The following is a 13,700-nucleotide window of genomic DNA, read 5'->3' on the forward strand; positions in this document are numbered from 1 at the left end:
TATGGCTGTAAAAATATTAATTACAGGCGCCGGAGGCCCCGCCGCAATTTGTGCTTACAAAGCATTAAAAGACAAATCCTATGATTTCTTTATGGCCGATATGGACCCCTTGGCAACAGGTCTTTATTTTGTAGAACCGGCCAAAAGATTGGTTATTCCGGGAGGAGTTACACCCGGGTTTAATGAAGTTATTTTGCGTTTGTGTGAACAACATCAGATAGATATACTTATTCCTACCGTTGATGTTGAGTTTGTGCCAATAATGAAAATAGAAGAATCATTTAATGCAATAGGCTGTCGTATAGTTAGCTGTAGGGCAGAAGTCTTAGATATAATTCTGGATAAACTCAAACTGATGGAAAAATGTAACGGTAAAGTTCTTTTACCTGAATTTCAGTCGTTGGAAGAGTATTTAATAAACCCACAGATCAGCTCAAATCAACTTGTATTTAAACCACGAAGCGGTAGTGGTTCGCGAGGTATTATTATTACTTCTGCTCCTGATCGCAATATTTTGGAAAAGCTGAGGATGGAAAATTACATGGTTCAGGAATTTATTGGAGGAAAAGAATATAGTATCGATGTAATGCTTAATAACGATAGCTCGGTGGCAGCAGCAGTAGTTCGAGAGCGTCTCAAAGTAGATTCGGGGGTAGTTGTTGCTTCTAAAACTATTAAAAATGAAGCGATACAAGATTACTGTATAAAAATAGCTCAAGCAGTAGGAGTTACATACGGGGCAAACATTCAGGTAATTGTAGATGAAAAAGGAACCCCTTATTTACTTGAAATTAATCCTAGATTTTCAGGAGGATTGAGTTTGGTTGTAGAAAGTGGCGCTAATATTCCGTTGATGTGCGTTGAACATGCACTTTCGGGTGAGCCTATACCCTATTCCGATTATAAAGAATTAGCTATGGTTCGTTATTATGAGGAAATATATATGGCCGATTCGGAGTTTGGCAAACATCAGAAGGCACTCGTGCCAAAGGCGCTGGAAGTCTTATAAAAACGCGATTGTTTAAAAAAGTTGAAGTAAATTATAAATATGATTATAGGTCTAAAAATTCTTTTGACTTTTTTTGTCCTCTTAGGTGCTCTTCCTTTATTTGCATCTCTATATCAGTTTTTTTTGGTCATTTTTCATTCAAAACTTAATCATTATCAACTGGCTAGGCCTATTACGCCTAAGGTAGCGGTGGTGATTCCTTCTTGGAATGAGGCTGATGTAATAGGAAATACAATAGAGCACTTGTTGTCTATGGATTATCCACTTGAATCTTTAAAACTTTATCTCGTAGATGATGCAAGTACGGATAATACTTTCGAAATAGTTAATGAAAAATTGAAATTATATCCTGACAATATACGGTATGTAAAGAGAGAAAAAGGCGGTGAAGGAAAGGCACATACGCTTAATGCCGGAATCAAAGTACTATTAGAAGAGGATTGGGCCGAAGCTATTTTAATTATTGATGCGGATATTCTTTTCGAGGAAAAAACCCTTAGGAAGATGGTTCGACATCTTGCCGATCCGGATGTAGGAGCTGTAATGGCCTATATAAAAGAAGGGTCAGTATCTAACACGTTAGTCCATAAATTTGTAGCATTTGAATATATTTGTGCACAAGCTGCCAGTCGGAGAGCACAGAATGTGTTAGGGGTTACCGCATGTCTGGCAGGAGGTGCACAGCTGCTTACTAAGGAAAATTTGATAGCGATAGGAGGGAAGATAGACACTTCATCTCTGGCTGAAGATACTTTTACTACTTTTAATACCCAGCTTGCCGGGCGAAAAACCATTTTTGATCCTTATGCCATTGTTTGGGCAGAAGAGCCGAATTGTTTGGTCGCATTATGGAAACAAAGGCTGCGGTGGGCAAGAGGTAATATTCAAGTGACCAAAGCTTTTAAGCATATATGGCTTAATAAGAAAATTGGAAACCTGGGTTCTTTTAGTTTTTCTTTTATCTGGTTTACGATTATGCTTATGCCTTTGTTGATGATATTGTCATCGATAGGACTTACAGGTTTATTTTTTCTGGACTTCCCTTATTCATGGTTTATATTTAAACAATTTTGGATACTCAATACCTTTACGGATCTGTTTGTTATTTTGACTTGTAATTTTTTAGACCCGAAAACAGCAAAAAGAACACGACTCGAAGGTCTTTTGTTTCCCGGTATAATATCCCTTTGTTTGATTATTCTTTCCGTTTATCCTAATCTTCTGGATAAATTGTTAGATATAATGGTTCTTGCGAATGAAGGAAATCATCTTTATTTCGGGCTTGATTTCAAATCATTTATTATTGTTTTCTTCCTGTATCTTTGGGTTGCTTTATGTATGGTTGTATCTTTTATGGCATATTATACCGAGAAAAAAGGTTTTCCATTATTTATCTCACGTACACTCTTGCTTATTGGTGGGTATGGTCCTTTCTTATGTGCTGTCACATTTGCTTCTTACATAAAAGAAATAACCAAGTCGGAAATGAAATGGGATAAAACTCAGAAAACAGGTAACTTACAGAAAAATGGCTGATTAATGAAGAAAGAAGAAAAAGATAAGATGGACAATGATGCTCGAAAAGAATTAGCGAGGGAAAGAAAAATAACTTACCTACAGATTATCTCAATCGTAATTCTTTTGATTCTCGGTACTTTACTGGCTCTCTTTTCAGACGATGAAGCATATATAGCAATCTGTATACGAGAATTATTTGGTAGGCAGTAGAATGTAGATGTTGCTGTTTTATAGAAGTTTATAGCTGATGCCTAAGCTGGCAATATGTAAATTCCAACTACCGACATTATCATTTTTCTTAAAATGATTGTAAGTATAGTTAACGCCTAGATATAGTTTTTTCGAAATAGGGAATGTTGTGTTAAAATTGAATCCGTAGTATTTCTGGTATTGCTTAAGTGTTGTTACATTCGGAAGATTTCTAAATTCGGGGATAACGTTATTATCTCCAGTGAGTAAATTAAGTGCAATTACCGAGTTTTCATTGAAATAATATCGGTATCCTAAAATAAAATCGTTATTAGATATGCCATTGTTGAGATATATCCATTTTGCCAGAAATAGATTTTTATGTACAGCATAACTTGCTCCTGTATTTATCATCCAGATATCTTTCTGTCCTGAAAGGGCTATATACTTTACTCCGTTTTCAATTTCCAACTGTTTAATCCCTATGTAGTAGTTTGAAATAGCAGCAGTAAAATTAGGGTACCATGCTGTGTTCGAAAAAGAAAGGGAAGCGTATTGGTAGGTTTTCTTTTTTTTAGGAGTATAATAAAACTCATTCGCTGATTGCCATCCTGTTTTGGTGGTATTATTATATGCCATCTGGAAGTTACTTATCAACGTATATTGTGCCTTCTTTAGTTTTATTCCTGCTGAAGACTGATTTAGGTTCATTGTGCCGAAGTCAGTATACTGTTGCTGTGCACTAATGTATAGAGAGGTACTGTCGGCCTTTCTTAATGCAAGATCTTTTCCGATAAGTGATTGCGTTTGGGCATTGAGTGTTTGATGAGAAGAAAAATAAAACACAGGTACTAATAATAGCAATAGTGTGGAGAATTTTCTCATATTAGAACTTGTTTAGTTAAGATTATTTTTTCCAATCAAAGCAGTAGAACTATTATCCCGCAATTATAGCTGTTGACTGTTATTTTTGGTCAGCAGGCTGCTTTACTTTTTACTTTTTATTTTTTCTCTGTATTCTTTAATCAGAATTTCACTTTGTGTAAGACTTTCCTCCAAATTTAAAATGGCTTCATTTAGCAGAACGGGGTCTGTGTTATTTTTTATTTTCTCATCAAGAAGTTCTATCTTAGCCGAAATAGCCGAAAGACCTATCATGTTGAAAGATGAAGTAAAGTTTTTTAGAAATTCGATTTTCGAAGCTAAACTTTCCTCTTTATTACTGTTTAGAAAACTGGTAATTTTAGGAAAAGTTTGTTCTTGCATCAAACTCATCATTTTATCGACCATTTCATTATCGGGACCTCCGTATAATTCAATTAAATCTTTTTCGTTAATACTGATATATTCCATAAAACTTGAAATGAATAAAAGTATAAATGTTTCTTCTTCAAAGATATAAATTTATATTATTATTTGTGTCCTTTATAAGAAATTATTACAGGAATGTCTTTTAAAAAGAAAAAAGACCTACATTTTCATGTAAGTCTTTTTATTTTAGGAGGTGGTCCCACCTGGGCTTGAACCAGGGACCCCCTGATTATGAGTCAGATGCTCTAACCAACTGAGCTATAGGACCTGATTGAGATGTTCTCTCTAAATCGGATGCAATATTACTGCTTTTTGTTTATATATGCAAGTATTGAGACGAAAAAGCATCACCTAAATTAACGAAAAAAAGAAAACCTGCACGATATATGCAGGTTTTCAGTATTATAGGACTAATCAGTGATTAGTTGTTTTCTGGTCTAAGCTTTCTTACAACAGCACCAGTACGCCACATTTCGCTTTCACGAAGAGCTTGAAGTTCTTTTTCAAGACCTTCACGGTAGTCTGGTTTTGAATTTGTGTCGATAGAACGTTGAGCTTCGTTTCCACAAGCTACCTCTGCATATAATTTTGCAAAAACAGGTTTAGTTGCATCATGAAAAGGTCCCATCCAGTCTAAAGCACCACGTTGTGCAGTTGTAGAACAGTTTGCGTACATCCAGTCCATACCATTTTCAGCGAAAAGAGGCATCAATGATTGAGTAAGCTCTTCTACAGTCTCATTGAATGCTTCTGAAGGGCTATGTCCATTCTCACGTAGAACTTCGTACTGAGCCAAAAGAATACCTTGTATAGCACCCATTAGAGTACCACGTTCTCCTGTAAGGTCAGAATATACTTCACGTTTGAAATCTGTTTCAAATAAATATCCTGAACCTACACCGATACCTAAAGCGATTACACGCTCTTTGGCACGTCCTGTAGCATCTTGGAAGATAGCGTAACTTGAATTTAGTCCACGTCCTTCCAAGAACATACGACGAAGGCTTGTTCCCGAACCTTTAGGAGCAACAAGAATTACATCAATATCAGCAGGAGGGATAATATTTGTACGTTCTTTGTATGTAATACCAAAGCCGTGAGAGAAATACAATGCTTTGCCAGCTGTCAGATATGGTTTAATACGAGGCCACACTTCGATTTGAGCTGCATCTGATAAAAGATATTGAATAATAGTACCTTTTTCAGCAGCTTCTTCTATATCGAAAAGAGTTTCACCCGGTACCCAACCGTCAGCGATAGCTTTTTCCCAAGTTTTACCACCTTTACGTTGACCGATGATTACATTGAAGCCATTATCACGAAGATTCAATGCTTGACCCGGACCTTGAACTCCATAACCGATTACAGCGATTATTTCGTTTTTTAATACTTCTCTTGCTTTTTCCAAAGGAAATTCTTCACGAGTAGCAACTTGCTCTACTACTCCTCCAAAATTCATTTCTGCCATTTTCTTTTTTTGTTATATATGTAAATAGTATTATTAATTAATCTGATATATAAAGGTTTGCAACCTTATTGCCAAGTAACTCTGGCTAAGCAAATTGTTTTGTCATGATGCTTCATTTCTAAAACAGATTTATTCAGTTCCGTTTTACTTTGTAAGATATCAAGAGTTGTCCCATATTGACCTTCTGCAATATAGTTAATTTCGAAGGTTTTAATTTCTTTCTCCTGAAACATTTCGAGAGGGAATACATCTATAAAGTGTTCTATATATTTCATGCTGTTCAGATGTTCGTTTATATCAATATCGCTGTACTTTACAGTAAAGGATGTTGTAAACTCAACGTCTTTGATCGATGGTATTTTAGCTGCACTTGGAATAGCGCAAACTCTGTCCGATTTAAGTTCAATCATTCTTTGTAAGTCGAGAATATTGGTTGGACGTCTTGTTTCAAGATCAATAGATGCCCACATCGACCGTGCATAACCAATATAATTACCATCCTGATCCTCGAAAGCGAAGCATCTTTCAGAAAATAATTTATTGATATCCGACACCCATGTATGCAACTTAATGGTAGTATCATTGCGTGGATATTCGGATAATTCAATAGTCATACGCATCAATACCCATGCTCGCTGTTGATCGGTCATAAAAGAGTAGCCAAAATTTCGTTCCTCGGCATGTCTTGTTGCAGCTTGCAGCAAGAAACCTCCCAGCATCGGCAATGTGGCTTTTCCCCTGAAATCGGTGAGATAGGCATCAATTGTATATGTATATATTCCTTCTTTAGGTGACATGTGTATATTTTAAGATGAAAGCTTATGAATTCTTTTTTTCACGCTCCTGCAGCATGTCACTTAATCGTTCGATTTTTGATTTTGTGATGGCAACCCGTCCGGAACGGATGAATTGAAGTACGCCAATCATTTCGCTTAATTCTTCAAATAATGCTTGAGTCTCCGCATAATGTCCTGTTTTCTGGATAACTACGCAAATTTCATTGATTTCTAAGATTTGAGCATGAAATTTTCGGATAAGAGCTTCTGCTGATCCTATTTTCAAGAAATCAGGCGTCGAAAGTTTGTATAAGGCAATTTCCTGATGTATTAGTTCTTCGTCTGTATTGAAGTACGATTTCAGTACATCTACACGCTTATCTATTTGTTTAACTACCTTTACAATATCTTCTCTGTTAGAATATACTGTAATTGTAAATTTATGGATCCCCTTAATAGCCGACGGAGATACCGAAAGTGTTTCGATATTTAATTGGCGGCGTGTAAATACACTGGTTACCTGACTTAACAGACCCACTGTATTTTCCGAAAATATTGTAACGGTATATAATGTTTTATCTTCCATAATTTCAAATTAATTAAAATTCACTTCCACATACCTGCTTTAAGTTCTGAAACTTTTATCTATCTGAACTATTCCTTTCGACCGTAAAGAACTGCAAAGTCATAGTATTTGTACAAGCAATCGACTTCTTTAAACCCTGCATCTCTTAACCATTTTATCTGGGTTGAAACGGGAGTCCTTTTATCTAGCTTTATTCTTTCGTAAGATGCGTCGATATCCTCTCTGCTTAAATCACTGGCTTCGACCTTTTCACGCCATTTCTTGTCATATAATCGACTGAAATACTCACTTTCTCCGGCAACTTGTTCTGCGTTAATAAATATTCCATCAGGCTTCAGGAGTCTGAAAATTGTGTTATATAACTCGGCTTTGGCTTTGTCTTCTAAATGATGAATGGCTAGAGATGAGATTACAGCATCGTATAGTTTTTCGCCCTTAAAAGTAGTAAAATCCTGTTGGATTATGTCGATATTTTTATTTGACGAAAATCTTTTTTTAGCAACATCTAACATTTTTCGGGACAAATCGACAAGTGTGATCTTTGCATTCGGATATTTTTGTAGGACAAATTCAGAAAACAATCCGGTGCCTGCTCCTAAATCCAGAATTTCGGGAGAAGTTGTCGATAAATTAAGATTATCAATGGCTACTCCATAAAAATCCGAGAAGCAGGGAATCAGAGATGGTCTCTGCTTATCATAGAGTTGGGCAATCGAATTGAATTGTGATTCTAGGGTCATCTTATTCGTTTCCTAATAATATATTTGTAACGCAAGTTCCCGAAGGAATCATAGGATATACCATTCCTTTGGCTTCTACCTGTACATCTAAAAGGTAAGAACCTTTGTGATTTATCATTTCGGCAATAGCATCATCCAATTCTTCGCGTTTGTCTACAATCTTAGATTTGATATTGTAAGCATTGGCAATCATACAGAAGTTAGGGTTCTTCATTGTAGTTTCGGAATATCTTTCGCTAAAGAACAGTTCCTGCCATTGACGCACCATCCCTAAGAAATGATTATTCAGGATAATGATTTTTACATCAACATCGTACTGCATAATGGTTCCTAATTCCTGTATGGTCATTTGAATACCACCGTCACCCACAAATAAACAAACTGTACGGTTAGGAGCACCTATTTTGGCTCCAATGGCTGCCGGTAATCCGAATCCCATAGTACCAAGACCACCTGATGTAACCACACTGCGTGATTGTTTGTATTTGAAATAACGAACAGCCATCATTTGGTGCTGACCTACGTCTGTAACCAATACGGCATCATCGTTTGTGGCTTCTGAAACTTTGTGGATTACTTCACCCATTTTCAAACTACCCGAAGTCGGAAACAATTCGTCTTTGATGACAACGTTATATTCCTTCTCTTCACATGACCGGAATTCTGCCAGCCACTCTGCATGAGTGGTCGTATCAATAAACTTGGCTACTTCTGCCAGAGATTCTTTTACATCGCCTAATACCCGAACTGTAGTTTTTACGTTCTTGTCTATTTCGGCGGGGTCTATATCAAAATGAATAACTTTAGCTTGTTTAGCATACGTATTCAGATCACCTGTAACACGGTCGTCAAAACGCATTCCAATGGCAATAAGCACATCGCATTCATTCGTTTTTAGATTAGGACCAATGTTCCCGTGCATTCCTAACATACCAACATTAAGCGGATGATCGGAAGGAATAGCTGATAGTCCTAATACCGTAAGAGCCGTAGGTATTCCCGATTTTTCAAGAAAAGCTTTAAGTTCTTCTTCTGCAGATCCAAGTACTACACCTTGCCCAACTAATGCCAGAGGTTTTTTAGCGTTGCTGATTAGTTCTGCAGCAGCTTTTATTTCTTCCGGATTTATTTCGGGTTTAGGAATATAGCTTCTGATGAAGGTGGCTTTTTTATATTCGTATTCTATTTTTCCGAACTGCGCATCTTTGGTGATGTCTAGTAATACGGGACCCGGACGACCTGATGCTGCGATATAAAATGCACGTGCTACTGCCGCAGGAATGTCTTCTGCACATCTTACCTGATGCGCCCATTTGGTCACAGGCTGTGAAATACCTACCACATCGGCTTCCTGAAAAGCATCGCTACCCAATAGGGTAGAGGCTACCTGTCCGGCAATAACTACCATAGGGGTGCTGTCCATCATTGCATCAGTTATACCGGTTATTGCATTTGTAGCACCGGGTCCTGAAGTAACAAATGCTACTCCAACTTTTCCCGAAGTACGTGCATAACCTTGTGCAGCATGGGTTGCTCCTTGTTCGTGACGAACTAATATATGGTCTACCTTGTCTTTATAATCGTATATAGCATCAAATACGGGCATAATAGCTCCTCCGGGATATCCGAAGATAGTGTCTACGCCTTCATTTATCAATGACCGTATAAGAGCTTCACTTCCTGTTATTTTTTCACTCATGATTAGTAAATGCTTATGAAACTTTAATTAAGTACTTTGTTTGAATATTATTAGCTTTCATTTCAGCTAAATGCTTGGCGAGGTTATCGAATGTTTCGACTTTGTTATCCCTTATTCTGAGGGTTCCGCTCGCTATTTTATGGAGGAGTAATTCTCCTTGCTGCATCAGTTCTGATATCTGTTGAGGTGATCCGTATTTATGAAATGCCCCTAACGCTACTTCGTGTAGCGATATACAGGTGGTGAATGCAGGTAAAGGAGACTGCCCGACTCGATCTTGGATAGCTACCAAATGTCCATAATATCCTAGTAGGGATGCCATTCCTGTTGCATGTTCTCCGCTTACAGTATCTATTATGGCTTCAAATGAATTTCCATTCAAATGATTCTTTATAGTTTCTTTCCAGTTATTGTCTTTATAATCTATAGCTTGTATAACACCCATTTTGAGAAATTCGGCATGGTGTTTTTTACTAGCCGTAACATAGACCCGTGCATTGGCTTCGAGTAATAATTGAGTGAGGAAATATCCCACTGATCCACCTGCACCACTTACTAAAACTCTTTTACCTGCTATGTTGGGTATCTTTTGGAGAGTTTGCCAAGCCGTAAGTGATGGACAGGGAAAAGATGCTGCCGCTGTATCACTCAATTTGTCGGGAACATGCATAAGTGCATGCCCTGAAACAATTGTGTGTGTACTGAAACTGCCGTCTTTCGAAAGATCGGTATGATAACATACTCTGCTGCCTATACGCAAATGAGTCATATTTCGTCCAACTTTGAGAATAACTCCCATTCCGTCAACACCGGGAACTGAATCGGACTTCCATGCAGGATGTCCCCATTCGATTAATTTCCAGTCGACAGGATTTAGACCTATTACACTGTTCTGAATAAGGACTTCGTTATCCCCAATTTCTCTTATTGCCTTTTCTTTCAGAATAAGATCAGTTGGTTCACCTTTCTTTTGCCAACACCAAGATTTAGCTTTTGTCTCCATCTTTCAGATGTTTTAGTCTATCAATCTAACCGCACCTAAATCTGCTGAACTTACCATACTTGCGTATGCTCTTAGGGCTTTAGATACATTTCTTACACGGTTGGGTTTGAATGCTTCATTACCTTTTGCGAGTTCTTCTTGACGGCGTTTTTCTAATTCGGCATCCGATACTTTTACGTTGATAGATCGGTTGGGAATATCTATTTCTATAATATCACCATCTTTTATCAGACCGATTGCTCCGCCTGCTGCGGCTTCGGGTGATACGTGACCTATCGAAAGTCCTGATGTTCCTCCTGAAAAACGACCATCGGTAATCAAAGCACACTCTTTTCCTAAGTGTTTTGATTTTATATATGAAGTAGGGTAGAGCATCTCCTGCATACCGGGACCTCCTTTAGGCCCTTCGTATGTGATGACTACTATGTCTCCTGCTTTAACTTTGTCTCTCAAGATTCCATCACAAGCATCATCCTGAGAATGGAATACTTTAGCTGTACCTGAGAATTTGAAGATGCTTTCGTCAACACCTGCAGTTTTAACCACACAGCCATCTAAAGCGATGTTTCCTTTCAGAATAGCTAAGCCACCATCTTTAGTGTATGCATGCTCGTAATCACGGATACATCCGTTTGATCTGTCGCTATCAACATCTTTATACATGTTTGTCTGTGATCCCATTACTAAATTGGGTTTATTTCCGGGAGCCGATTTATAAAGCTCAAGAGCTTCAGCCGATGGATTTGCAGATGTTATATCGTATTTGTCGATTGCTTGTTGAAGAGTAAGACCATCTACGCGAGGTAGAGAAGTATCTATTAAACCGGCTTTAGCCAATTCTCCCATGATACCTAATATACCACCGGCTCTGTTTACATCCTGTATGTGGTATTTATCGGTATTGGGTGCTACTTTACAAAGACATGGAGTCTTTCTCGAAAGTTGGTCTATATCGGTCATTGTGAAGTCTACTTCAGCTTCGTGAGCTATTGCCAGTAAGTGAAGTATTGTATTGGTAGAACCTCCCATCGCTATATCCAAAGTCATTGAATTAAGGAAGGCTTGTTTTGTAGCTATTGTACGAGGAAGTACGGTGTCATCCCCATCTCGATAATATTTGTAAGTGCTTGCAACAATCATTTTAGCTGCATCCTGAAACAGTTTCAAGCGGTTTGCATGAGTAGCAAGAATAGTTCCGTTTCCGGGTAATGCCAAACCTATAGCTTCGTTTAAACAGTTCATTGAGTTTGCAGTAAACATTCCTGAGCATGATCCGCAAGTGGGACAAGCGGCACGTTCGATAGCTGATACTTCTTTATCCGAAACATTGCTGTCTGCGGCTTTTATCATAGCATCTATCAAGTCGAGATGTTTGTTGTCTAACTCTCCGGCTTCCATTGGACCTCCCGATACAAAAATGGTCGGGATATTCAATCGCATGGCTGCCATTAGCATTCCGGGAGTGATTTTGTCGCAGTTGCTTATACATACCATTGCATCCGCTTTGTGGGCATTTACCATGTATTCGATGCTGTCTGCAATCAAATCACGAGAAGGTAGGGAGTAAAGCATACCGTCGTGCCCCATTGCAATACCATCATCAATGGCTATGGTGTTGAATTCGGCTGCAAAGCAACCCAATGCTTCGATTTCTGCTTTTACTTGTTGACCTATATTATGTAGATGCATATGCCCGGGTACGAACTGAGTAAACGAGTTCACCACCGCAATGATTGGTTTACCCAACTGTTCCTCTTTCATACCGTTTGCTCTCCAAAGAGCTCTGGCTCCTGCCATTCTTCTGCCTTGTGTGCTGGTAGAACTTCTTAATTCTATTGCCATCTTGATAGTTTTTTGATAAAAAAAACCTTTCTCATCTAATGAGAAAGGTTTATATCTAGTGATTACATTTAGCTATTTTAGTACACGATTATCGTTATACATACCTTCCTCATTTACTCTGTCCGACGAGCAGAATATCAAGAATGAGGACATGTAAAATACAATTTGACATAAATAATGATACTGTGTATTTCACAAAGATATAAATGTTTTTTTATTTACAAGCTTTTTGCCTGTATATTTTATTCATTGCTTAAAAAAATAAGAATCTCTATTTACTCCAAAGTCTTACTCCCAAACGGAGTACAGGAGAAAAATCAATATTAGAAATATTGTATTTAGTACCTTCAAAGTCTAAACGATGGTCTTTTCTGCAATAAATATGTAAGGCGGGTTGTATATAAAAATAACGTCCAATGAAGAACTGATAACCTACACCACCTCCAAGGTCAACAGTATGTATGTCTTTTTCTATTCTGGTACTTCTTTGTTGTATACTGAAAGTATGGAATTCGGCAAACCCGTAAAGCTCGAGATTCTTCCAAACGTTATATCCTAAAAAGATTCCGGGTGATGTTTTGTAAAAACGTTTAAAGTCATCAGAGTGATTATTTATGCCTGCAGTTTCTGCATTATAGCTTCCTCCGTTTATCACGCTTGCACGTACTCTAAACTTATCGTATCTATATCCAATGGCGAAGTGATATCCTCCAGTAAAGAACATGGGAACAAGGCTTTCGACCTCAAAAGCTTGTTTTACCTCATAACTGCGAGGCTTTGTTATTGTCGACTGATCTTGTGAGAACACCACGGTTGCTATGCTTACCAGCATCATTAAAGAGAATAATTTCTTTTTCATTTTATTCGGAAATTTGCATTTATTGTTTCTGCAAAGGTCAGAATAGAATGAAGATCAATTAATCCACATTTGTTACCAAATTAGTCTTTATTGAAGATTTCACCTCTAATCCTACTCAGCGATTTGGCAGCTATGCCTAAGTAGTTAGCTATATGGTATTGGGGGATTCGCTGAAATATCTCCGGATGATTCTTTAGTAGTTTAAGGTAGCGATCTTTAGCAGATAGTGTTTGTAAATCAATATTATGTTCCACCATTTTAAGGAAGAAACGTTCAGTAACTTCTCTTCCTAATCTCTCTAAGGGGAGAATTTTCTTATAAAGTTCTGTTAAGTCTTTATTCTTTAGAATGTATAATTGAGATTCTTCTATAGTTTTGATATTTATTAGTGAAGGGCAATTATTCAATCGGCTGTAGTTATCGGTTACCCAATCACCTTCGAAGGCAAAATCAGTAGTCATTTGATCACCATTTTCGAGATCTTTATAATAAATAAGAGCTCCACTACTGATGAAAGCAATAGAGTCTGATACTTCTCCTTCTTTTAGTAGATGAGTGTCTTTAGCTAATACTTTGCTTTCTAGTACTTCTAATACTAATTCCCATTGATTATCTTCCAGTGAGATAATCGAATTAATATATTCTTGTATGCTAATAGCGTTTTGCAAAATATTTTTATTTATCTGAGTTTGTTTCTGAT

At 37.5% G+C, this 13,700-nt stretch carries 14 protein-coding genes and 1 tRNA gene; 3 read left to right on the top strand and 12 right to left on the bottom strand.

Annotated features, from left to right (window positions below; all coding sequences use genetic code 11):
• The first annotated feature begins 1 nt into the window (after position 1).
• Genes G7051_RS08245 through G7051_RS08255 form a run of 3 tightly spaced genes read left to right on the top strand, consistent with a single transcriptional unit; the run spans position 2 to position 2,737 of the window.
• On the top strand, positions 2-1,009 hold the full coding sequence (locus tag G7051_RS08245) for an ATP-grasp domain-containing protein (RefSeq protein WP_166199508.1): 1,008 nt from the start codon (positions 2-4) through the stop codon (positions 1,007-1,009).
• A gap of 39 nt (positions 1,010-1,048) precedes the next feature.
• The gene (locus tag G7051_RS08250) at positions 1,049-2,545 is read left to right on the top strand and encodes a glycosyltransferase family 2 protein (RefSeq protein WP_166199510.1); all 1,497 of its coding nucleotides are present in this window, start codon (positions 1,049-1,051) and stop codon (positions 2,543-2,545) included.
• 3 nt (positions 2,546-2,548) lie between these two features.
• Positions 2,549-2,737, top strand: coding sequence for a hypothetical protein (locus tag G7051_RS08255; protein WP_166113570.1), 189 nt, complete (start codon positions 2,549-2,551; stop codon positions 2,735-2,737).
• 18 nt (positions 2,738-2,755) lie between these two features.
• On the opposite strand, the gene G7051_RS08260 is transcribed toward G7051_RS08255, so the two are convergent.
• From G7051_RS08260 to G7051_RS08315, 12 genes are all read right to left on the bottom strand, one after another.
• The gene (locus G7051_RS08260; RefSeq protein WP_166199512.1) at positions 2,756-3,601 is read right to left on the bottom strand and encodes a hypothetical protein; all 846 of its coding nucleotides are present in this window, start codon (positions 3,599-3,601) and stop codon (positions 2,756-2,758) included.
• A gap of 102 nt (positions 3,602-3,703) precedes the next feature.
• The gene (locus tag G7051_RS08265; protein ID WP_166199514.1) at positions 3,704-4,069 is read right to left on the bottom strand and encodes a hypothetical protein; all 366 of its coding nucleotides are present in this window, start codon (positions 4,067-4,069) and stop codon (positions 3,704-3,706) included.
• A gap of 152 nt (positions 4,070-4,221) precedes the next feature.
• Positions 4,222-4,295: transfer RNA gene (locus G7051_RS08270), tRNA-Ile, on the bottom strand.
• Positions 4,296-4,448: 153 nt separating this feature from the next.
• Positions 4,449-5,495, bottom strand: coding sequence for a ketol-acid reductoisomerase (gene ilvC / locus G7051_RS08275; protein ID WP_166113592.1), 1,047 nt, complete (start codon positions 5,493-5,495; stop codon positions 4,449-4,451).
• Between the two features lie 65 nt (positions 5,496-5,560).
• Positions 5,561-6,292 carry an acyl-[acyl-carrier-protein] thioesterase gene (locus G7051_RS08280; RefSeq protein WP_166199516.1) on the bottom strand — a complete coding sequence of 244 codons (732 nt, stop codon included), beginning with the start codon at positions 6,290-6,292 and terminating at the stop codon, positions 5,561-5,563.
• A gap of 22 nt (positions 6,293-6,314) precedes the next feature.
• Complete coding sequence (ilvN, locus tag G7051_RS08285) at positions 6,315-6,857, bottom strand: acetolactate synthase small subunit (protein ID WP_166199518.1); 543 nt, start codon at positions 6,855-6,857, stop codon at positions 6,315-6,317.
• A 68-nt stretch (positions 6,858-6,925) separates the two neighbouring features.
• Positions 6,926-7,597 (bottom strand): class I SAM-dependent methyltransferase, encoded by a 672-nt coding sequence (locus G7051_RS08290; protein ID WP_166199520.1) that lies wholly within the window; start codon positions 7,595-7,597, stop codon positions 6,926-6,928.
• Position 7,598: 1 nt separating this feature from the next.
• Entirely contained in the window at positions 7,599-9,299 is a 1,701-nt protein-coding gene (gene ilvB, locus G7051_RS08295) for a biosynthetic-type acetolactate synthase large subunit (RefSeq protein WP_185155019.1), read from the bottom strand.
• A 10-nt stretch (positions 9,300-9,309) separates the two neighbouring features.
• On the bottom strand, positions 9,310-10,299 hold the full coding sequence (locus G7051_RS08300; protein ID WP_166199524.1) for a zinc-binding dehydrogenase: 990 nt from the start codon (positions 10,297-10,299) through the stop codon (positions 9,310-9,312).
• A 12-nt stretch (positions 10,300-10,311) separates the two neighbouring features.
• Complete coding sequence (gene ilvD / locus G7051_RS08305; RefSeq protein ID WP_166199526.1) at positions 10,312-12,141, bottom strand: dihydroxy-acid dehydratase; 1,830 nt, start codon at positions 12,139-12,141, stop codon at positions 10,312-10,314.
• Positions 12,142-12,412: 271 nt separating this feature from the next.
• A complete protein-coding gene (locus G7051_RS08310) occupies positions 12,413-13,000 on the bottom strand; it encodes a hypothetical protein (protein ID WP_166199528.1) in 588 nt (195 codons plus the stop codon).
• Between the two features lie 80 nt (positions 13,001-13,080).
• A complete protein-coding gene (locus G7051_RS08315) occupies positions 13,081-13,668 on the bottom strand; it encodes a Crp/Fnr family transcriptional regulator (protein ID WP_255493347.1) in 588 nt (195 codons plus the stop codon).
• Positions 13,669-13,700 lie beyond the last annotated feature (32 nt).

Source organism: Dysgonomonas sp. HDW5B (genome assembly GCF_011299335.1).
GTDB lineage: Bacteria > Bacteroidota > Bacteroidia > Bacteroidales > Dysgonomonadaceae > Dysgonomonas_A.

Excerpts from the sequence above, each read along its gene's own strand:
- ilvC (WP_166113592.1), bottom strand. The coding sequence starts at position 5,495 with ATGGCAGAAATGAATTTTGGAGGAGTAGTAGAGCAAGTTGCTACTCGT.
- ilvD (WP_166199526.1), bottom strand. The coding sequence starts at position 12,141 with ATGGCAATAGAATTAAGAAGTTCTACCAGCACACAAGGCAGAAGAATG.
- G7051_RS08260 (WP_166199512.1), bottom strand. The coding sequence starts at position 3,601 with ATGAGAAAATTCTCCACACTATTGCTATTATTAGTACCTGTGTTTTAT.
- ilvN (WP_166199518.1), bottom strand. The coding sequence starts at position 6,857 with ATGGAAGATAAAACATTATATACCGTTACAATATTTTCGGAAAATACA.
- G7051_RS08255 (WP_166113570.1), top strand. The coding sequence starts at position 2,549 with ATGAAGAAAGAAGAAAAAGATAAGATGGACAATGATGCTCGAAAAGAA.
- G7051_RS08290 (WP_166199520.1), bottom strand. The coding sequence starts at position 7,597 with ATGACCCTAGAATCACAATTCAATTCGATTGCCCAACTCTATGATAAG.
- G7051_RS08300 (WP_166199524.1), bottom strand. The coding sequence starts at position 10,299 with ATGGAGACAAAAGCTAAATCTTGGTGTTGGCAAAAGAAAGGTGAACCA.
- G7051_RS08250 (WP_166199510.1), top strand. The coding sequence starts at position 1,049 with ATGATTATAGGTCTAAAAATTCTTTTGACTTTTTTTGTCCTCTTAGGT.
- G7051_RS08280 (WP_166199516.1), bottom strand. The coding sequence starts at position 6,292 with ATGTCACCTAAAGAAGGAATATATACATATACAATTGATGCCTATCTC.
- G7051_RS08245 (WP_166199508.1), top strand. The coding sequence starts at position 2 with ATGGCTGTAAAAATATTAATTACAGGCGCCGGAGGCCCCGCCGCAATT.
- G7051_RS08265 (WP_166199514.1), bottom strand. The coding sequence starts at position 4,069 with ATGGAATATATCAGTATTAACGAAAAAGATTTAATTGAATTATACGGA.
- G7051_RS08310 (WP_166199528.1), bottom strand. The coding sequence starts at position 13,000 with ATGAAAAAGAAATTATTCTCTTTAATGATGCTGGTAAGCATAGCAACC.